This is a genomic window from Streptomyces rectiviolaceus (assembly GCF_039533825.1).
In the GTDB taxonomy this organism is placed as follows: domain Bacteria; phylum Actinomycetota; class Actinomycetes; order Streptomycetales; family Streptomycetaceae; genus Streptomyces; species Streptomyces rectiviolaceus.
Genome location: NZ_BAAAUG010000027.1, coordinates 31,561 through 51,691, shown reverse-complemented (window position 1 = coordinate 51,691; position 20,131 = coordinate 31,561). Strand labels below are relative to the sequence as shown.

The following is a 20,131-nucleotide window of genomic DNA, read 5'->3' as shown; positions in this document are numbered from 1 at the left end:
CCGCCTCCGGCACCCGCACCACGGCGGCGGCGACCCCGCCGAGCGCGACGCGCCCGCCGCGTACGGTGCCGCCCCCGGCGTCGAGGTCCACGACGGCGGAGACGAGCGCGAAGTCCCCCTGCCGCTCGGCGAATTCGGTGAGCGCGGCGTGCGGTGCCGGGCGCGGGAAGACGATCTCGACGAGGATCTCGTCGAAGTCGAGGGCGGTGGTGTAGTAGCCGAGGAAGAAGTCCACGGCCGCGATCCTGCGCTCACCGCGTGGCCCGCGGGCCACGAACTCGGCGTCGAGCGCCACGGCGAGCAGACACCACTCGGCGGTGGCATCGGCGTGCGCGATGCTGCCGCCGACCGTGCCGCGCGTGCGGATCGGCAGATGCCCGATCCACGGCATGGCCTCGCGCAGCACCCCGAAGTCCGCCCCGATCAGCCCCGCCGGGTCCGTCTCCACCGTGTGATGGGTGGTGAGCGCCCCTATGCGAAGCCCGCCCGCCGTGTCGGTGTGCAGCCGGTCGAGCTCCCGCAGGCCGCCTATGTCGACCAGGTGCCGGGGCCGGGCAAGACGGAAGTTCATCATCGCGACCAGACTCTGGCCGCCGGCGACGACCTTGGCGTCGTCACCGAGCTCGGCGAGCAGCCGCGTGGCGCCGTCGAGATCGCGGGCCCGGTGATAGGCGAAGGGGGCGGGCTTCATGGTCCTCCTGTCGTACGTACGGTGCGTGACGGGCGCGGTCAGAGCGCCGCTTGCTCGGCGACCGGCAGGGGCGCCGCGGATGCCGGGGGCTCCTCCTCTCCGTCCAGCGCACGCCCCTTCGTCTCCGGCGCCGCCACCGCCATCCAGGCGACGGCCACCAGGACCGTCCCGCCGAGCACGGCGAACGTCAGCGGAAGACCGAGCACCGGCCACATCACCGAACCGAAGAGCAGCGGCGCGAACCCGGTGAGGACCCGGCTGACCGAGGAGGCCCAGCCGAAGCCGCTGGCCCGCAGGGGAGTGGGGTAGAGCTCGGAGACGTACGCGTACAGGGCGGGGATGGCCAGCTGGGCCAGGAAGCCGAAGACGCCGATGGCCACGACCGAGCCGGTCGGCAGGTCCCGGACGAGCGCGAACACCACCAGGGCGAGCGAGGCGACCGGCGCCGAGACGCCGATCAGCCACTTGCGGCCGACGAGGTCGACCAGGGCGGTGGAGACAAGCACGCCGACGATGCCGACGCCGCTCATCAGGGTGGTGCTCATGAACGCGGCCGTGTCGCCCTGGCCCTCCTCCTTGAGGATCGAGGGCATCCAGCTCAGCGCCGCGTAGTAGACGAGCATGATCGTGGAGAAGAGCAGCCAGGCCGCGGAGGTGATGCGCGGGCTGAAGCGCCAGATGCGGCGCAACTGGTCGACGGCGGCGGCCACTCCGCGCGGCCCGTCGTCCACCGGCGGCTCGGGGATGACGTAGGGCTCCACGGGGGCGCCCGTCCGTGCCACCAGGTCGTCGATCACCTTCCGTGCCTCGGCCTCGCGGCCCTTCTTCGACAGATAGATCGGCGACTCGGGGATGCCGCGCCGGGCCCAGAAGAGCAGGAGCGCGGGCAGCACCATCGTCGCCAGCATCCATCGCCAGTTGCCGTCGAGGGTCAGCATCGCCGTCGAGACGAGCCCGCACAGGGTCACGCCCACCGGCCACCACGCGTCGAGCGCGGTCAGGATCCGGCCCCGGTACTTGCGCGGCGAGAACTCGCCCACCAGGGCGTAGTCCACGGGGATGCAGCCGCCGAGCCCCACACCCGCGAGGAACCGCAGGGCGAGGAAGACCGGATACGTCGGCGCGAGCGCACCGAGCACCGAGAACATGGCGAAGATCAGCAGCGTGACGCTGAACGCCTTCTTGCGGCCGATCCGGTCGGCGACCGCGCCCCAGGCGACGGCGCCCACGGCCATCCCCACCAGGTTCGCGGTGGCGACGAGCCCGCGCTCGCTGAGCGAGAGGTCGAAGTGCTTGCCCAGGAGCGGCATGAGGAAGCCGTTCAAGGCGATGTCGTACGCGTCGAAGAGGTAGCCGAGGCCACCGATGATGAAGATCTTGCCCTGGACCGACCATCTCCAGGGAAGTTCCTGAACAATCTGATCGCCTGTTTTCACGTTCGCTCCACGGGGTCGTGTCGGGGACGTACTGCGGCGGTTGCGGGTGCCGGGGAGGTCCTGCTGGATCAGCGGGTGAACTGGTAGGAGAAAGCGCCGAGATCGGGGTCGTTGAGCGGGCTGCCGCCCCAGAGCCAGTCGTAGGAGAGATCGGACTCGCCGTCGAAGTCCCGGCGGAGCTTCTCGTCCCTGGCCTGCTGCTCGGGGCCGTCGGGGAAGTGGTAGAAGGTCTTGTTATGGAGGGATGCGTCCTGCACCATCCCGGCGTGCTTGGCGCGCCGGTCCACATAGCGGCGCAGCGCCCCTTCGATGCCGTCCGTCGTGACAGCGCCCAGTTCCTCGGCGAGCACGGCGGCGTCCTCCATGGCCTGCGAGGCGCCCTGCGCCTGGTAGGGGAGCATCGCGTGGCAGGCGTCGCCGAGCAGGGCGACCCGGCCGTCCTGCCACACCGGGTCGCGGCGCCGGTGGTAGAGCGCGAAGCAGGAGACGTCCTCCTTCGCCTTGGAGAGCATCGCGGGGACGCGGTCGTCCCAGCCGGGGAAGGCGTCGACGAGGTCCTGCGCGGTGGCGGCGACCGACCACTTCTCGGCGACCTCGTCCGTGCAGGGCACGCAGGCCACGATGTTGAGGAACTCGCCGCCGCGGATCATGTAGTGGACCAGATGGCGGTCGGGCCCGTACCAGATCGTGGACTGGTAGCGGTCCACCAGCCAGCGCGTCGCCGGGTCGGCCGCGATCAACTCGCCCGGTATGAGGGCCCGGTAGGCCATCTCGCCGGAGAACAGCAGGGTGTCGGGTGCGCCCATCAGGTCGCGCACCTGGGAACGGATGCCGTCGGCGCCGATGACGACGTCGGACACGTACCGCCGCCCGTCGTCCGTGACCGCCACCGGACGCGCGGGGTCGGTGCGGTCGAGTTCGGCGACCTTGCTCGCGGTGTGCAGTGCCACGACAGGGCCGGGACCCGCAGGGTCGACACAGGCGTCCATCAGGACGCGGTGCAGGTCGGCCCGGTGGTAGTGCCAGTATGGCGCGTTGAACTGCTCCTTGCAGCGCCGGCCGAGGGAGGTCAGGCCGACGATGCTGCCGTCCTTCCAGCGCCGCCGCACCTGGTCGAGCGGCTCGGTGTGGATGGCTTCCAGCTGCCGGCGCAGACCCAGGCCGAGCAGGATGCGGCTGGCGTTCGGAGCCGTCTGGATGCCCGCGCCCACCTCGCCGAGCTGCGGCGCCTGTTCGAGCACGGTGACCCGCAGGCCGCGGTGCCGCAGCGCGAGGGCGGCGGTCAGGCCACCGAGGCCGCCTCCGACGACGGTGACTTCGTACGACTGGCTGGACGCCACGCTTCCTCCATCTTCCTGATGCGTACTTCCCGATGCGTACGGGCAGTTGGTGCGCGGGTCAGCGCTCGGTGAGACGGCCGCCCGTCACGACCTCCGTGTCGTCGACCGTGACGGTGCAGCCGCGCATGGCGATGTCGAGATGCGCGTACGACTCGCGCCCGAGGACGGGGTGCGGTCCGGTCGACCACAGGAAGTTCCCCGCGAAGGCGCGGGCGTCCATGCCCATCAGGTCGTCCTTGCCGTACATCGCGGTGGCGAACCAGTCGGCCGTACGCATCAGACCCCAGCCCATGTGGGAGAGGCTGCGCGCCCACTGGTCGTCGGCGTCCTCGAAGAAGGTGGACAGGAGCTCGGCCTCGGCGCCGCCCGACACCTTCTCGATCTGCCCGCCCGCGATCTGCAGGGTCACCGGCTGGCGGACGTACTCCTTGAAGGGCAGCAGGATGTCGCCCTCGGCGAGCACGATCTGCCCGTCGGAGATCTCCGGCCAGCACAGGACCATGGTGCTCGGCCAGTGGTCCCAGCGGCCCGGGTCGTCGGCGAAACCGCACTGGAACTCGGGCTTGGAGCCCGCGAGTTGCACGGTCAGATCGGTGCCCGCGTCCGAGGTGACCTTCATGACGGACGACCGCTTGAGCAGCTGGACGCCTTCGAGGACCTCGTCCTTGTCGGCCTCCTTGGGCAGATTGCGGATGAGGACGTCGGGTGCGTCGCAGACGAAGATGATGCGAGTGCCCGCGCGCAGGATCTCCTGCTGCACCGGCGCGTGGATGAAGCCCTCGCGGGTGAGGTCGACGACCAGATCGGCGGACTTCAGCAGGTCCTGCGCGGTGGAGTCGTTGAGCACGGACACGAGGCCTGGGCCCGCGCCCGTGTGGGTGCTCGGCATCGGCGCGGGGCTGCCGCCGGGGACGGTCGCGGCGATGACATGGGCGCCGCAGGTCTTCGCGGCACCGAACGCCGCCGCCACATAGTCGCCGCGGCTGCCGGGCTCGGAGAGGACGACGACGTGCTCGCCCTCGCGGAGCTTGCACAGTCGCAGTTCGCGGGTGAACGCGTCGAGCAGATCGACGGACGAAAGATCGAACACGGGGGATCCCTTCTTTCGGGCTGCCGCGGGGATGCGGGCAGCACGACTCCGGACACATCGTGCGAGGGGATTGCGAGGGGGCATGGGGGAGCTATGGGGTGCTCAGGCAGGCCTCACTGGCCCGCCGCACAGGGTCTGAGCTGCGGATACGAGGCGGTGGGTGACCGCCCGACTGAGATAATCCGAACACGTACTATCTCCGTTGGCAAGGGGTCGTGCACGGAGTTAACCCGGGTGTTTCCTGATGGGTCATCAGGATGGCGGGGCGGCGCGAAGGGGGTTCCCCCTCGGCCATGGATATGCAAGTCTCCTCCTAAATCTCCGGGAGCAGCCGTTGACCCACTGGTCAACAGCGCTGCCACGGCCTCGACATGGGGTGAAGAAGTGTTGCGGAACGGGACACGAGGGCACGATCTCGCCTCGCTGCGCCGGTTGAACACCACCGTCGTGCTGCGCGCCCTGCACCGCCGCAGCCCGCAGACACTCGCGGAGCTCGCCGCGGGCACCGGACTCTCCCGGCCCACCGTGGAATCCGCCGTCGAGGAGCTGACCGCGCACGGCTGGGCCGGGGAGGCCGAGCGCGACGACAGCGAGCGCGCACCGGGGCGCCCGGCCCGGCGGTTCCGCTTCCGCGTGGAGGCGGGCCGCGTCGTGGGCGCCGACATAGGCCTGCACAAGATGGTGCTGCTCCTCGCCGATCTCGGCGGGACGGTGCTCGCCGTGCGGCGCGAGGACATCGACCCGGAGCTGGGCGGAGCCCAACGGCTCGACCTGCTTCGGAAGGGACTCGAAGCCTTCCTGGACGCACACTCCGTGCGGCGCGACGATCTCCTCGCCCGCTGCGTCGGCGTACCCGGCGTCGTCGACGCGGGCGGCACCATCACCTCCTACGTCATCCCCGAATGGTCCGGCGTCGACCTCGGGCGGCTCCTGGCCGACGGGGAGCCGGGCCACACCCTGGTCGAGAACGACGTGAACCTCGCCGTGCTCGCCGAGCGCTGGCAGGGCGCGGCCACCCTCGCCGGTGACGTCGTCTGCGTCCTGACCGGACACCGCGTGGCGTGCAGCCTCACCATCGGCGGGCGGCTGCACCGGGGGCGCCGGGGCGGCGCGGGCGAGCTGGGCCTGCTTCCGCTGCTCGGCATGAACACCGCTCAGGACGCGCTCAGTTGGAAGGGTGAGCGGCGCGCCGGCGAGTCCGAGGTGGCCGCCCTGGCCCGCGCTGCGGACGCGGCGGACCCGCGCGCACTCGCCGCCGTGACGGACTTCGCCGACCGGATCTCGCCGGGCATCGCCGCCCTCGCCCTCGCCGTCGACCCGGAGCTGGTGGTGCTCACCGGCGGCGCGACCCCGCTCGGCGGCCATCTCGTGCCGCTGATCGAGGACAGGCTGCGCCCCCTGACCCTGCACGTCCCACGCATCGCGCTGAGCACGCTCGGCGAACAGGGCGTCGCGATCGGCGCCGTACGCAAGGCACTTGACCAGGTCGAATCCGATCTCCTGACGGATTCGGCGCTCTAGAAGCCCTAGAACAGGAGGCGCTCATGCGCAGGAGGACTCTGCTGTACGGAGCGATGGCGGCGCCCCTGCTCGCCGCCTGCTCCGGCCAGAGTGACGACGGCAAGGGGAGTGGTGGCCGGACCACCCTCTCGTACGGGGTGTGGGACGTGGCCCAAGTGCCGGGTCTTCAGAAGGTGATCGACGCCTTCGAGGAGGAGAACCCCGGCATATCCGTGCGCATGGAGCTCACGCCCTGGTCGAGCTACTGGACCACCCTGAAGACCGCGATGCGCGGCGGGACGGCCCCCGACGTGTTCTGGATGAACGCGGTTAACCTGCAGCTGTACGCCTCCAGCGGAGTCCTGGAGCCGCTGAGCGGCCACATCGAGAGCGACGCGACCCCCGTGGACCGCCACCCGGAATCGCTCGTGAAGATCTACGCCTACCAGGGCACGCAGTACGGCATCCCCAAGGACTTCGACACCATCGGCCTCTGGTACAACAAGGCGCTCTTCGACAAGGCGGGCATCAAGTACCCGGACACGACGTGGACTTGGGACGACGTGCGCGACGCCGCCGCGGAACTCACCGACCCGCGCGAGCGGGTGCACGGCATGGCCGCCGAGATGGACCGCCAGGGTCAGCTCTACCCGGCCATCCACGGAGCGGGCGGCTACGTCCTCGAGGACGGGAAGTCCGGCTTCGGCGACGAGCGCTCCATCGAGGGCCTCCGCTACTGGACCGACATGATCGACCGCGGCTGGTCACCGCCGCAGAGCGCGATGGTCGAGTCCAAGGCGCGCAACCGCTTCTGGTCGGAGAAGGCCGCCATGGTCTACGAGATATCCGCGTTCTCAGGGCAGTATCACGCCGTTCCCGCGATCAAGGACCACGGCGGCGTCACCGTCCTGCCCAAGGGCCGGGAGCGGGCCACGATCATCCACGGCCTCGCCAACGTCATCTCCGCCAAGAGTCGCAAGAAGGCGGCCGCCTGGAAGTTCGTCCACTTCATGGCCGGTCGCAAGGCCGCCGAGATCCAGGCGTCGGCGGGCATCACCATCTCCTCGTACGAGGGGACACAGGACGCGTGGTTCAAGTCGATGCCCGAGTTCGACCTGAAGTGCTTCGTCGAGATGCTGGAGTACGCCGTGCCGTACCCGAGCTCGAAGAACACCGCGGTCTGGGAGAACCTCCAATACCCGCTCCTGGGCGCCGCGTTCAGCGGAAAGGGCGGCATCGAGAGCGCCGCCCGCACGCTGGGCGAACAGATGGACCGAGCCCTGAAGGAGGAGCGCGCATGATGAGTGTCTTTCCCTCCACGGCGGCGGCGAGGAAGGCGAGCCGAAGCAAACCGGCGGCAGGTTCCGCGCCCAAGTCCCGCAGCCAGCGCGCCGCTTACCTCTTCATCGCCCCGCTCGGCATCGGCTTCGCCGTCTTCTACTTCTGGCCGCTGCTCCAGACCTTCTACTACAGCTTCACCGAGTTCGGGGCGTTCGGCGGCAACACGTGGGTCGGCACGGACAATTACGTGCGCGTCCTGAAGGACGTCACGGTCTGGCAGGCGCTCGGCAACACCCTGATCTACTGCGTCATCGGGCTGCTCGCCCTGCCGCTCGCGATCGGCGTCGCGGCGCTGCTCAACCGGCGCGGACTGCGCGGCGTATCGCTCTACCGCGCCCTGTACTTCATCCCGTTCGTGACGCTGCCCGTCGCCGTCGGCCTCGTCTGGAACTGGCTCTACAACGGCGACTACGGACTGATCAACGAAGTTCTGGAGTGGTTCGGCGCGGACCGCCGCTACTGGGTCTCCGACCCCTCGACCGCCGTGTACGCGATCGGCACCGTGATGGTCTGGTCGACCACCGGCTACTACTTGATCATCTTCATGGCGGGCATCAAGGGCATCCCGCAGGACTACTACGAAGCCGCCGAGCTGGACGGCGCCGGGCCGCTGCGCCGCTTCTTCACGATCACACTGCCGCTGCTCAGCCCGACGATCTTCTTCGCGTCCATCATCTGCATGATCAACTCGCTGCAGACCTTCGACCTGATCTACATCATGATGGCCGAGAAGAACCCGGCGATCGGCGACACCCAGTCGGTGGTGAGCCTCTTCTACAAATGGGCCTTCGTCGAGAACGCCCAGGGCGCCGCCGCCGCGCTCGCCTTCCTGCTCATGCTGATCATCGCGGCGCTGACGCTGGTGCAGTTCAGGCTGCAGAAGAGGTGGGTGCACTATGCGTGAGTCCTCGCCCCGTCGGCGTATCAATGCCGGTTCGGTCGCCACCCACGCCGCGCTCTCGCTCGGCGCCCTGGTGATGGTCTTCCCCTTCCTGTGGCAACTGCTCACCGCCGCCAAGTCCCTCGCCGAGACGGCCAAGGTGCCACCGACCTTCCTGCCCGACACCTGGAACTGGTCGAGCTTCGAAGAGGTCTTCACCGCGCTGCCGTTCCGGGAAATGCTGTTCAACAGCGTCTTCAACACCGTGGGACGCACGGTCGGGCAGCTGGTGTTCTGCTCACTGGCCGCCTATGCCTTCGCGCGCATGCAATTCCGGGGCCGCAACGTCCTGTTCGCGCTCTTCCTGTCCGTACTGATGGTGCCGAGCTCGCTGCTCGTCCTGCCGCAGTACGACATCATCCAGCGGCTCGGCCTACTCAACTCGGCGCCCGCGCTGTTCCTGCCGGGCATGTTCAGCGCGTTCGGGACCTTCATGCTGCGGCAGTTCTTCCTGACGCTCCCCAAGGAGCTGGAGGAGGCCGCACGGATCGACGGCGCGGGGCCGTTCCGCATCTTCTGGTCGATCATGCTGCCGCTAGTGCGGCCCGCGCTCGCCGCGCTCGCCGTCATCACCGCGATGTGGTCGTGGAACGACCTCCTGTGGCCGCTGATCGTGAACACCGACCCGCAGAAGATGCCGATCAGCGCGGGACTGACCTCACTGGAGGGGCAGTTCGAGACCAACTACCCCGTGATGATGGCCGGTTCGCTGATCGCGAGCCTTCCCATGCTCATCGTGTACGTCTTCCTGCAGCGGCACTTCGTGCAGAGCGTCGCGCTCTCCGGATCCAAGAGCTGACGCCCGCCTCAAGAAGCCGACCCCCATCGATCCCTGCCGACCCCCGCCGACCCCCTCTCTGGACCAGGAAAGGTAATTCCCTTCATGCGACCGCTTCACATCGGCCTGATCGGCGCGGGCGGCATCGCCCGTGCCCATCTCCCCGGCTGGCTGGAACTGGGTGCGCGCGTCAGCGTGTACACCGTCGACGGCTCGGCGGAGAAGCTCGCCGCCGAGTACGCGGGGCGCGAGGTCGCCGTGGTGGCGGGCCTCGACGAACTGCTCGCCGACTGCACGGCCGTCGACATCTGCACCCCCACCCCCACCCACAAGGAGCTCGCCCTCGCGGCCGTCGCCACGGGCCGGCACGTCATCTGCGAGAAGCCCCTCGCGCTCAACGCCACCGACGCCGAGGAGATCGCGGCAGCCGCCGAAGCGGCGGGCGTGCGGCTGCACCCCGCCCATGTCGTGCGGTACTTCCCGGCGTACGCGGCGATGCGACAGGCGGTCGAGCGAGGCGAGTTGGGTGATCTCGCGGTACTGCGGTTCACGCGCGGCGGTGCGCGACCACAGTGGGCGCCCTGGTTCGGTGACCCCGCCAAGTCCGGCGGCGTCATCATGGACCTGATGGTGCACGACATCGACATAGCCCGCTGGATCGCGGGCGACGTGGTCCGCGTGCACGCGCAGACGCGGGGCGTCGAGCACACCACGGGCGGCACGGAGGCCGAGGTCGTCTCCGCGACCGCCGTCCTCACCCACGCCTCCGGCACCATCAGCCACATCACCGGCCTGTGGGGCCTCGCGGACCAGCAGTTCCGTACGACGTTCCGGATCGCGGGCAGCGACGGGCTGCTGCGGCACGACTCCACGTCCGTGCCCGGCTACCGGATCACCGCACAGGGGGTACGCGCGGCCAACGAGGGCATCCCGTCGAGCCCGATGACGGAGAGCCCCTACCTGGCCGAGCTGCGGGAGTTCGCGGCGTCCTGGGAAGAGGGCGGTGGTGAGCCGCGGGTGAGCGCGCGGGACGGGATCGAGGCGGTACGGATCGCCGAGGCGGCGGTCGAGTCGAGCCGTACGGGCCGGGCGATCGAGATCGGGACGAGCCGGGCGACCGAGACCCGGACGATCACCAAGGAGGTCACGCGATGAAGGTCGCCGTGCTGTCGTTCGCCCATGTCCACGCGGCCGGATACCTGCGGCTCCTTTCCCGTATGCCGGGTGTCGAGGTCATCGGCAGCGACCCGGACACCGGGTCGGCCGCGCCCGGTGAGCTGCGGGGACACGCGTTCGCGGAGGAGATGGGGGTCGCGTACGCGCAGACGTACGCGGAGGCCTTCGCCTGGGGCCCTGACGCGGTGATCGTCTGCTCCGAGAACGCGCGCCACCGTCCGCTGGTGGAGCTCGCGGCGTCTCACGGCGTCGACGTCCTGTGCGAGAAGCCGCTCGCCACGACGGTGGAGGACGGCGAGGCGATGCTGGCGGCGTGCCACGCGGCCGGCGTACGGCTCGGGGTCGCCTTCCCGGTCCGCTTCAGTCCCGCGTACGCGGCCGTCAAGGCGGCCGTCGCGTCGGGTGAGGCGGGCCGGGTCCTGACCGTGTCCGGCGCGAACAACGGCTCCATGCCGGCCTCCCGGCGCTGGTTCGCCGATCCCGAACTCGCGGGCGGTGGCGCCCTGATGGACCACACCGTCCACATAGCCGACCTGCTGGACGACCTCTTCGGCGAGGCCCGCCCCGTCGACGTGTACGCCCAGACGAACAACCGCATGTACGAGGGCGAGGTCGAGGCCGAGACGAGCGGTCTGGTCACCGTGACCTACGACAACGGCTCGGTGGCCACGATCGACTGCAGCTGGTCGCATCCGCGCTCCCACCACTCCTGGGGCGGGCTCGAACTGACTGTGGTCGGTGAGCGGGCGACCCTGGAGATGGACGCCTTCGACCAGTCGGTCCACGGCTACAGCGAACGCCGCGGACAAGGGCTTGAACTGCCCTTCGGCGCCGATCTGGACGAGCGGATGCTGCGGGCGTTCCTGTACGGGCCGGGGGACGGCGGCACGGACGTGGCCGACGGCGAGGGCGGGCTGCGGACGCTGAAGATAGTGACGGCGGGCTACGCGTCGGCCCGGAGCGGCGTTCCGGTGCCCGTGGCCTGAGGGGCCGCGGCGGCGGGCCGCTCATCGGCGTCCAGGCGGACCTCAGCCGCCGAAGAGCTGCGTCCAGTACGTCCCCGCCGAGCCGCCGCCCGCGAAGCCGACGCCGAGGTGGGTGAAGGAGGGCTTGAGGATGTTGGCCCGGTGTCCTGGGCTGTTCATCCAGCCGTCCACCACCTCGGCGGGTGTGCGCTGACCGCAGGCGATGTTCTCGCCGATCGCGCGGTGCGTGCTGCCCGCGGCGGACGCGCGGTGCCAGGGTTCGCCGCCGTCGGGCGAGGTGTGGGAGTAGAAGGCGCGGGCGATCATGTCCGCGCTGTGGCCCTGCGCCGCCACCGTCAGGAGCGGGTCGGGGGAGAGGGCGCGCAGGCCTGCCGCCGTCCGTTCGGCGTTGGTGAGACGGAGCACGGCCGACGCCCACTCCGCGAGCCCTTGCGGGCTGAACGGGGTGGCCCACAGCGCCGTCCAGTAGACGTCGCCGGAGCGCGCGTCGGCGGTGTGGGCCACCCCGACGTGCGTGTACGCGCGATTGTGCACCGTGCGCCGCGACTGCTCGCCGGAGAGGCAGTACTCCACGAAGTCGGCGGGCGTGCGTGGCCCGGAGACCAGATGCTCGCCCATGGCCAGGTACGCGTACCCGCCCGCGACGACGCGCTGGTAGAGGGACGTGCCGTCCGCGTGCTCCGAGCTGAGCGTGGAACGCGCCGCCATCCCGGCGGCGTGCGCGCCCGCGGCGGCCGTCAGCCGGGCGTCTAGGGAGACGGGAGGCGCGCCCGCAGACGCCCGCGCGGCGTTGACCAGGCCGAGGAATCCGTCGGGGGCGGCCGGAGCGGACGGATGGAGCCGGGGCGGGCCGGTTCGGGCGGCCGGTGGATGACCGGAGGATGAGGGGCGCAGAGGCGAGGGCGGACCAGCAGGGGCGGTCGGCGGCCGGCCGCCGGGGGCGCCGGCGGCCGGCCGCCGGGTGCGCGCGGCGGTGGACCTGCAGCGGCGGGTGGCTGCGTGGCCTCGTCCTCCGCCACGTCCACCCCGAAGTCCCGCGCCACCCCCGCAAGACCGTCCGCGTACCCCTGACCGAGCGCCCGCAGCTTCCACCCCGGACCCCGGCGGTAGATCTCCGCGAGCAGCAGCACCGTCTCGCGGTCGGGGCGCGGCGGTGTGAACCGGGCCACGAGCAGGCCGCCGGGGCCGTGCACCTGGAGCGCGATGGCGGGCAGCCGGCCCAGGGGAGTGCCCGGCTCGGCGGGGCTGACGGCCACCGTGACACGGCTCGCACCGGGGCGCAGGCGCCGCCCGTCGACCGTGACCGTGTCGCCCTGGAGCCGGGCGCCGGACGTGGCGGGCTGGTTGTAGAAGACGAAGTCGCCGTCGCCCGCGACCTTCCCGCTGTCACCTGTGACGATCACGGACAGGTCGAAGGGGCCGGGCACCCGGAGGGTGACGGCACCGTCCGGCAGCGGCACGTTCCCCCCGGCAACCAGCTCGTTCATGCAAGGACAACGCGAGAGCGCCACCGCGAGGTTCCCAGCCGGGACGCTCTGCCGCGCGGGTACTACCTCAAGGCGGAGGGCCGCTGAGACCGGAGGCGGATCCGCGCCGCGAAAGCCGCGTATTAGCGTGGGGGGCACGGGAAAGCACAATTCACCGACAGGATCCGAGGTGCCCGGCAGATGGCAAGCCGCAGCGAGAGCCGTACCCAGCTCGTCGAAGGACTCATGGAGCGGTTCCCGCAGGTGCCGCGAGAGGCGGTGATCAAAGAGGACCTGCTCAGGGGAGGGATGGCGTTCGACGAGTCCGCCCTCAGCGACAACGAAGGCGGCGAGGTCAAGCCGAAGTCGTACTTCATCTTCTCCTTCGACCACAGCACACTGCCCGAGCTGGGCGCCGCCGCCCTGCGCCGCCCGCCCGAGGAGATCGTCCTCACCGGCGGCCCGTACGACCTGCGCCGCACGGTCGTCTCGGTCCGCGTGAACCCCTCGTCGCCCTACCGCGTGGCGGCCGACGCCGACGGCGTACTCGGCCTCTACCTGGACGGCGTACGCATCTCCGACGTGGGCCTGCCGCCGATGCCGGACTACTACCGGCACACGCTGGAGAACGGCAAGTCCGTGATGGAGGTGGCGCCCACCATCCAGTGGGGCTACCTCATCTATCTGACGGTCTTCCGGGTCTGCCAGTACTTCGGCGCCAAGGAGGAGTGCCAGTACTGCGACATCAACCACAACTGGCGCCAGCAGAAGGCGGCGGGCCGCCCCTACACGGGCGTGAAGCCGATGGAGGAGGTCCTCGAAGCCCTCGCCATCATCGACAAGTACGACACCGCGAAGTCCTCCACCGCGTACACGCTCACCGGCGGCGCCATCACCTCGCAGATCGGCGGCAAGGACGAGGCCGACTTCTACGGCCAGTACGCGAAGGCCATCGAGGAGCGCTTTCCGGGCCGCTGGATCGGCAAGGTCGTCGCCCAGGCCCTGCCCAAGGCGGACGTGCAGCGCTTCCACGACTACGGCGTGCGGATCTACCACCCCAACTACGAGGTGTGGGACCCGTATCTGTTCGAGCGGTACTGCCCCGGCAAGGAGCGCTACGTCGGCCGTGACGAGTGGCACCGCCGCATCCTGGACTCCGCCGATGTCTTCGGGCCGCGCAACGTCATCCCGAACTTCGTGGCGGGCGTGGAGATGGCGGAGCCGTTCGGCTTCAAAACGGTCGGCGAGGCCATCGACTCCACCGTCGAGGGCCTGCAGTACTTCATGTCGCGCGGCATCACGCCCCGCTTCACCACGTGGTGCCCGGAGCCCACGACCCCGCTGGGCAAGGCGAATCCGCAGGGTGCCCCGCTGGAGTACCACGTACGCCTCCTGGAGGCCTACCGCGCGACGATGGAGGCCAACGGCCTGACGTCGCCGCCCGGTTACGGTCCCGCGGGGCCGGGGCGCGCGGTGTTCTCCGTCTCGTCCTTCATGGACAGCCTGGCCCCGGATCAGGCGGCGGAGGAAGTCGGGGAAACGGTCTAGAGAGCTGAGGCGCGGCCGGCCAGCGCCGACAGCAGACGTTCGGCCTCCGCCGTCACCGAGGTGAGGGCGGAGGCGGGGTCGGGCGAGCGGGCCAGGAGCATGCCCGCCTCGCACAGCGCGCCGAACATCATCTGGCAGCGCACGTCCAGATCCCCGTCGCCGATGTGGCCCGCGGCCGCCGCCGCACGCATTCCGCCGGTCAACACCCGCAGCGTATGGGCGTATTCGATCTCGCGGACGGTCTCCCAACCCAGGACCGCGGGCGCGTCGAGCAGCACGATCCGCCGGAACCCGGGATCGAGGCAGTGTTCCAGGAACCGGCGGCAGCCGCGCCGCAGCGCGGACCAGGCGTCGGGCTCCTCGGCCGCCGCACGCTCCAACTCCGCCGCGATCTCCTCCTGTTCGCGGACGAACACCGCGTGGAAGAGGGCCGCCTTGCCCTCGAAGTGGTGGTAGGCCGCGCCCTTGGTGACCCCGGCGTCGGCCGCCACGGCGACGATCGACGTCGTCGCGTACCCGTCCCGGCCGAAGAGCCGCTGCGCCGCGGCGACCAGCTGCGCGGTGGTCGCGTCGGAGCGTTCCGCCTGGGTGCGGCGGGCAGTCGGTCGCGCGGACGGGATCACGGTCGGCTCCTCTTGACGAACATACTCAGGGTACGTAGGTTCCGCACCAGTTGCATACCTTCGGTATGGAAGCGAGTTGAGCATGACAAAGTCGCTCTTCGCAATCTACGGAGCCTATGGCCACACCGGACGCCTCGTGGCGTCCGAACTCCTCGCCAGGGACGAGGAGTTGCTCCTGGTCGGCCGCGACGCCGAGGCGTTACGCGCGCTGGCCGACGAACTCGACGCGGGGGAGCGGGTGCAGACCCGCACCGCCTCCGTGGACGACACGGCGGCACTGCGCGAGGTGATGATCGCCGCCGACGTCCTCATCCAGTGCGCGGGCCCCTTCGCCGTCACCGGCGCGCCCCTCGCCACGGCCGCGGCGGAAGCGGGCTGCCACTACGTCGACCACGCCCTCGAACCCCACCACGTGAAGCGCGTCTTCGACACCGCGCAAGCTACGGCGGAGCGCACCGGCGCCGTCATGATCCCCAGCCTCAGCTTCTACGGAGGCCTCGGCGACTTCCTGGCGGGGGCGGTGTCGGACGGCATCGCGGGCATCGAGCGGATCGTCGTCGCGTACGCGGTGAACGGCTGGCGCCTGACCACCGGCGCCAAGAACACCGCGACGCACCTCTTCGCCGAGACCGAACGCCTCACCTTCAGCGAAGGCGCCCTGCGGGCGGGCTACGTCGAACCGCGCAACGCCGTCTTTCCCTTCCCGCCACCGCTCGGACCGCGCCCGATGATCGCGCCGTTCCCGTCGAGCGAGGTCGTGACGGTGCCGCGCCATGTCCCCGTCCGCAACATCGACTTGATGCTCAGCACGAGCGCCTTCGAGGCGAAAGAGGCGTTCGAGAGCGAGCACATCGGCGCCGCGGAACGAGCGGCCACCGACTTCACCATCGCCGTCCAGGCGATGTGGGAAGGAGGCAGCGCGGCAGGGCAGTTGGCCGGTCACGACCTGTGGCGGGCCGGAGCGCTGGCCTCGGTGGAGGCGGCGGTGCGGATCGCGGAGGGAAGGGGCCCGGCGAAGACAGGGGTCCTCGCACCCGGCGAGGCGTTCTCCGCGGAGCCGTTCCTGCGGGACCTTGAGCGGCGGGGCGCGTTCACGCTCACGCTGCGGCGTGGAGAGGGGTGAACGGGATGCCGACGAATCCGCCGAACGAACCGGTCCTCGTCACGGGGGCCGCAGGGGGACAGCAGGGTTCCACCGGCGGCCATGTGGTGCGGCTGCTTCTCGAACGTGGTCAGGCGGTACGAGCCTTCGTGCGCACCGACGACGAACGCGCCGCCGCACTGCGGAAGATGGGCGCGGAGGTGGTCGTCGGCGACCTCCGCGAGATAACGGACGTACTCACGGCGGTACGGGGCGTGCGACGCGCCTTCTTCACATACCCGGTGACCGACGGTCTCCTGGAGGCGACCGGCGCGTTCGCGGCGGCGGCCCGGCGTGAGGGCCTTGAGCGCGTGGTCGAGGTGTCCCAGCTGGCGGCAGCGCCGGACGCGGGAACACCTCGGATGCGGCAGCACTGGGTCGCCGAGGAGGTCTTCGACTGGGCGGGGATCGGGGCGGTGCACCTGCGCGCCGGGGTCTTCTTCGAGAACCTGGACTTCTTGGTACGGGCGGGCGGCGGCCGTGAGCTCGCGATGCCGCTGGGCTCCCTGGACACGGTGCTCCCACTGATCGCGGGGCAGGACGTGGCACGGGTGGGAGCGGGCCTGCTGGCAGCCCCGATGCCGGAGTGCTCTGATCCCGTGGTCCTGCTGACGGGGCAGGTGCTGACGGTCGGCGAGGTGGTGGAGACGTTCGGCGGCGGCCTGAAGTACGTGGATGTGGCACCGGAGGAATGGCGCGAGCGAGCGATGACCCTCTACGGCGACACGCACGTGGTGGCCCACCTGGACAAGCTCTGGGAACTGTTCCGCCTGATCGGCTCGCACCACGAGCTGTATCAGGTGACGGAGACGATCGAGCGGTTCGGGGGGAGGGCGCCGGGGACGTTGGCGGAGTTCGTGCGGGGGCGTCGGGGCTGATTCTCAGCCCGTCCGGCGTTTGAGGACGAACTCGGCGAAGCCGGTGATAACGGCAACCAAGGCCACTGGAAGGCCCTCGCGCCAGAGCGAGTTTTCGGGAAGGGGCGGGGTTGGGGAATGATCGATCAAACGGCAACCCCGCCCACCCCGCACCTCCGGAGGACCACGTGCAGCACAACCCCGTCACGGTAGTGACCGGCGGCAGCCGAGGCATCGGCGCAGCCATCTCCACCCGCCTCGCCGCCGACGGCCACCACATCGCCCTCGGCTACCACTCCGACGCCGACGCCGCCGAAAAGGCAGCCGCCCAAGTCCGCGCGACAGGCGCAGCCACAGGCGCCCGCTGCGTCACCGTCCAAATGGACACCGCCGAAGAGACGGACGTCGACCGCCTCTTCGAGACCGCCGCCGCGGAACTCGGCCCGGTCACCGGGCTGGTGAACAACGCCGGAATCGGCGCCCCGGTGGGCCCCCTCGCGGAGGCCGACGTCGCCGCCATGCGCCGCGCACTCGACGTGAACGTACTGGGCTATCTCCTCTGCGCCCGCCGAGCGATCCGCGACATGACGCGGACCGGCGCCGGCGGCGGCATCGTGAACATCTCCTCCGCGGCGGCGACCCTGGGCGCCCCGGGCGAGTACGTGCACTACGCCGCGGCCAAGGGGGCCGTCGACACGATGACGGTCGGCCTGTCGAAGGAGGTCGCGGCGGACGGCATCCGCGTCAACGCCGTCGCTCCCGGCGTGATCTGGACCGAGTTCCACGCCGACCCCGAGCGCCCGGCGAAGCTCGCCGCGGGGATCCCGCTGGCCCGTGCGGGCCGTCCCGATGAGATCGCGGCGGCCGTCGCCTGGCTGCTCTCGGACGACGCGTCCTACGCGACCGGCACGATCCTGCGGGTGGCCGGCGGAAGGTGAGCGGAGCCGAGCGGTAGGGGCCCCCGGGGGCCCCGCACTCCTTACCCTTGGCGCATGATCAGCGAATCGGCACGCATCGCCCCCGACGTCGTCATGCGCCCCGCCACCATGGAGGACGCGGGCGGCCTCGCCCGCGCCCGCCTGCGCAGCCGCGCCCACCTGGAGCCGTGGGAACCCACCCGGCCCGAGGACTACTTCACCTCGCAGGCGCAGGCGGCCCGGCTCCGCGCCCAGCTGGAGGAGTGCCGGGCCGGGCGTACGGCACCCTGGGTGCTCGACCGCGAGGGCGAGATCGTCGGCACGGTCACCCTCTCCACCATCGTCCTCGGCCCCTTGCGCAGCGGGAACCTCGGCTACTGGATCGACGTGGACCACATCGGCCGCGGCCTCGCCACCGCCGCGGTGACGTACGCCTGCGCGTCGGCCGACACCGAGCTCGGCCTGCACCGCGTCGAGGCGGGCACCCTCCTCGACAACGTGCCCTCGCAGCGGGTCCTGGCCAAGTGCGGCTTCGAGGAGTTCGGTGTCGCGCCGGATTTCCTGCACATCAACGGTGCCTGGCGCGACCACCGGCTCTTCCAGCGGATCCTCAACGACCGCACCCCGTAGGGCGATCCGGGGGACTCGGCAAGGGGATACGGCAAGGGGGACACGGCAGCCTGACGGCCGCCTAGACGATGTCCTCCGCTATCTCCGCCTGCTCGCGCTCCGACCCGTACGCCGACGGGGTGCTGTAGGAGCGCCGCGCCACGAACCACCACACCGTGGCGAGGGTCAGCACCACGGCGAGCGCGATCGACGCGTAGTTCATCGTGTCGACCGTCACCGGCGAGGCCTGTGGCAGGCAGAACAGGACCGTCACGAACGCCACCCAGAGCACGGCGACCCAGCCGATCGGCTTGCTCCAGCGGCCCAGGTTCCACGGGCCGGGCTGGAAGCGGTCGCCCGCGCGCAGCCGCAGGAAGATCGGGATGGCGTACGCGGGCGTGATGCCGATGACGTTGATGGCGGTCACGGCGGTGTACGCGGTCGTCGAGTACAGGGACGGCAGGGCGATCACCGCGGCCAGACCGACCGAGAGCCACACCGCGGGCACCGGGACCTGGGTGCGGGAGCTGACCTTGCGCCACACCTTGGAGCCGGGCAGCGCGTTGTCACGGCTGAAGGCGAACACCATGCGGCTCGCCGCCGCCGTCTCGGCGTTGCCGCAGAACAACTGCGCCACGATCACGATGAGCAGCAGCGCCGTGGCGCCGGACTCGCCGATCGCGTCGATCATGATCTGCGCGGGCGGCACGCCTGTCTCGGTGTTCTGCGTGCCCGCGTAGTCCTGGATCGCGAACGTCAGCCCGGCAAGCAGGACGAAACCGGCGATCCACGAGGCCCAGATGGCGCGCACGATGCCGCGCGCCGCGGACACCGAGGCGTTGGAGGTCTCCTCCGACAGGTGCGCGGACGCGTCGTACCCGCAGAAGGTGTACTGCGCGAGGAGCAGACCGATCGCCGTGACGTAGAGCGGGTTGTCCCAGCCGGTGTGGTTGACGAACTCACCGAAGACGAACCCCGGCGACTGGTGGTGGTCGGGCACGATGGCGAGAACGCCCACGATCACGGCGACACCGCCGACGTGCCACCACACGCTGATCGAGTTGAGCAGACTGACCAGACGTACGTTGAAGAGGTTCAGTACGGCGTGAAGCAGCAGGATGCACAGGAAGATCAGGAAGGTCTTCTCCGGCGTCGGCGTGAAGCCGAACTTCAGGTTCAGGAACGCTCCGGAGAAGAGCGCAGCGCCGTAGTCGATGCCCGCGATCGCGCCGAGCAGGCCGAGCAGGTTGAGCCAGCCCGTGTACCAGCCCCAGCGGCGCCCGCCGAGCCGGTCGGCCATGTAGTAGAGGGCCCCCGATGTCGGATAGGCGCTGGTGACCTCGGCGAGGGCCAGGCCCACGAAGAGAACGAAGAGGCCGACGCCCGCCCAGCCCCAGAGCATCACGGCAGGACCGCCGGTGCCGAGCCCGAACCCGTACAGGGTCATGCAGCCGGACAGGATGGAGATGACGGAGAAGCTGATGGCGAAGTTGCCGAAGCCGCCCATCCGGCGTGCCAGGACCGGCTGATAGCCGAGCTCCCTGAGCCTCGCTTCCTCGTCGGGCAGTGGCGCTGCGGTCGAGGCGGGGCTCGACCAGGTGGTGCGGGACACGGATGTACCTCCGTCGGGGAGCGGTGGGTCGGGGAGAGCGGGTGGTGCCGATTCGGGAGGCCGCGGTGCGCGGCGGGGGC

The 20,131-nt window shown here is 70.5% G+C and carries 19 protein-coding genes; 11 read left to right on the top strand and 8 right to left on the bottom strand.

The features are described 5' to 3' along the window. The 4 genes from ABD378_RS09440 to ABD378_RS09425 form a co-directional block, all read right to left on the bottom strand. Positions 1–691: FAD binding domain-containing protein (locus ABD378_RS09440; RefSeq protein WP_344520100.1), on the bottom strand; the 691-nt coding region annotated here is incomplete at its 3' end. A 38-nt stretch (positions 692–729) separates the two neighbouring features. After that, the gene (locus ABD378_RS09435; RefSeq protein ID WP_344520099.1) at positions 730–2,127 is read right to left on the bottom strand and encodes an MFS transporter; all 1,398 of its coding nucleotides are present in this window, start codon (positions 2,125–2,127) and stop codon (positions 730–732) included. A 68-nt stretch (positions 2,128–2,195) separates the two neighbouring features. Next, the gene (locus ABD378_RS09430) at positions 2,196–3,467 is read right to left on the bottom strand and encodes an FAD-dependent monooxygenase (RefSeq protein ID WP_344520098.1); all 1,272 of its coding nucleotides are present in this window, start codon (positions 3,465–3,467) and stop codon (positions 2,196–2,198) included. A gap of 58 nt (positions 3,468–3,525) precedes the next feature. After that, positions 3,526–4,557 carry a 2,5-dihydroxypyridine 5,6-dioxygenase NicX family protein gene (locus tag ABD378_RS09425; protein ID WP_344520097.1) on the bottom strand — a complete coding sequence of 344 codons (1,032 nt, stop codon included), beginning with the start codon at positions 4,555–4,557 and terminating at the stop codon, positions 3,526–3,528. Between the two features lie 432 nt (positions 4,558–4,989). Here ABD378_RS09425 and ABD378_RS09420 point away from each other — a divergent pair, with 432 nt between their 5' ends. The 6 genes from ABD378_RS09420 (at position 4,990) to ABD378_RS09395 (ending at position 11,278) form a co-directional block, all read left to right on the top strand. Next, positions 4,990–6,078, top strand: coding sequence for an ROK family transcriptional regulator (locus ABD378_RS09420; protein WP_344520096.1), 1,089 nt, complete (start codon positions 4,990–4,992; stop codon positions 6,076–6,078). A 23-nt stretch (positions 6,079–6,101) separates the two neighbouring features. Beyond that, positions 6,102–7,358 (top strand): ABC transporter substrate-binding protein, encoded by a 1,257-nt coding sequence (locus tag ABD378_RS09415; RefSeq protein WP_344520094.1) that lies wholly within the window; start codon positions 6,102–6,104, stop codon positions 7,356–7,358. Beyond that, entirely contained in the window at positions 7,355–8,302 is a 948-nt protein-coding gene (locus ABD378_RS09410) for a carbohydrate ABC transporter permease (RefSeq protein WP_344520093.1), read from the top strand. Before ABD378_RS09415 ends, ABD378_RS09410 begins: the two co-directional genes overlap by 4 nt. Continuing rightward, a complete protein-coding gene (locus tag ABD378_RS09405) occupies positions 8,295–9,137 on the top strand; it encodes a carbohydrate ABC transporter permease (protein WP_344520091.1) in 843 nt (280 codons plus the stop codon). Before ABD378_RS09410 ends, ABD378_RS09405 begins: the two co-directional genes overlap by 8 nt. A gap of 84 nt (positions 9,138–9,221) precedes the next feature. Further along, positions 9,222–10,271 carry a Gfo/Idh/MocA family protein gene (locus tag ABD378_RS09400; protein WP_344520090.1) on the top strand — a complete coding sequence of 350 codons (1,050 nt, stop codon included), beginning with the start codon at positions 9,222–9,224 and terminating at the stop codon, positions 10,269–10,271. Then, entirely contained in the window at positions 10,268–11,278 is a 1,011-nt protein-coding gene (locus tag ABD378_RS09395; RefSeq protein ID WP_344520089.1) for a Gfo/Idh/MocA family protein, read from the top strand. Before ABD378_RS09400 ends, ABD378_RS09395 begins: the two co-directional genes overlap by 4 nt. Positions 11,279–11,320: 42 nt before the next feature. Here the strand turns inward: ABD378_RS09395 and ABD378_RS44150 are convergent, their stop codons facing one another. After that, positions 11,321–12,076, bottom strand: coding sequence for a CAP domain-containing protein (locus ABD378_RS44150; RefSeq protein ID WP_425583825.1), 756 nt, complete (start codon positions 12,074–12,076; stop codon positions 11,321–11,323). Next, a complete protein-coding gene (locus tag ABD378_RS44145; protein WP_425583824.1) occupies positions 12,028–12,765 on the bottom strand; it encodes a TerD family protein in 738 nt (245 codons plus the stop codon). Before ABD378_RS44145 ends, ABD378_RS44150 begins: the two co-directional genes overlap by 49 nt. Before the next feature lie 180 nt (positions 12,766–12,945). Here ABD378_RS44145 and ABD378_RS09385 point away from each other — a divergent pair, with 180 nt between their 5' ends. Then, a complete protein-coding gene (locus ABD378_RS09385) occupies positions 12,946–14,292 on the top strand; it encodes a radical SAM protein (RefSeq protein WP_344520088.1) in 1,347 nt (448 codons plus the stop codon). On the opposite strand, the gene ABD378_RS09380 is transcribed toward ABD378_RS09385, so the two are convergent. Continuing rightward, on the bottom strand, positions 14,289–14,915 hold the full coding sequence (locus tag ABD378_RS09380) for a TetR/AcrR family transcriptional regulator (protein WP_344520087.1): 627 nt from the start codon (positions 14,913–14,915) through the stop codon (positions 14,289–14,291). The genes ABD378_RS09385 and ABD378_RS09380 overlap by 4 nt on opposite strands. Positions 14,916–14,997: 82 nt before the next feature. Between ABD378_RS09380 and ABD378_RS09375 the strand changes: the two genes are divergently transcribed. From ABD378_RS09375 to ABD378_RS09360, 4 genes are all read left to right on the top strand, one after another. Then, complete coding sequence (locus ABD378_RS09375; RefSeq protein ID WP_344520086.1) at positions 14,998–16,038, top strand: saccharopine dehydrogenase NADP-binding domain-containing protein; 1,041 nt, start codon at positions 14,998–15,000, stop codon at positions 16,036–16,038. Positions 16,039–16,043: 5 nt separating this feature from the next. Then, entirely contained in the window at positions 16,044–16,934 is an 891-nt protein-coding gene (locus ABD378_RS09370; RefSeq protein WP_344520085.1) for an NmrA family NAD(P)-binding protein, read from the top strand. A 167-nt stretch (positions 16,935–17,101) separates the two neighbouring features. Further along, the gene (locus ABD378_RS09365; RefSeq protein WP_344520084.1) at positions 17,102–17,851 is read left to right on the top strand and encodes an SDR family oxidoreductase; all 750 of its coding nucleotides are present in this window, start codon (positions 17,102–17,104) and stop codon (positions 17,849–17,851) included. 54 nt (positions 17,852–17,905) lie between these two features. Beyond that, a complete protein-coding gene (locus ABD378_RS09360) occupies positions 17,906–18,460 on the top strand; it encodes a GNAT family N-acetyltransferase (protein WP_344520083.1) in 555 nt (184 codons plus the stop codon). 61 nt (positions 18,461–18,521) lie between these two features. Here ABD378_RS09360 and ABD378_RS09355 read toward each other — a convergent pair whose 3' ends face one another. Beyond that, entirely contained in the window at positions 18,522–20,051 is a 1,530-nt protein-coding gene (locus ABD378_RS09355) for an amino acid permease (RefSeq protein ID WP_344520082.1), read from the bottom strand. Positions 20,052–20,131: the final 80 nt, after the last annotated feature.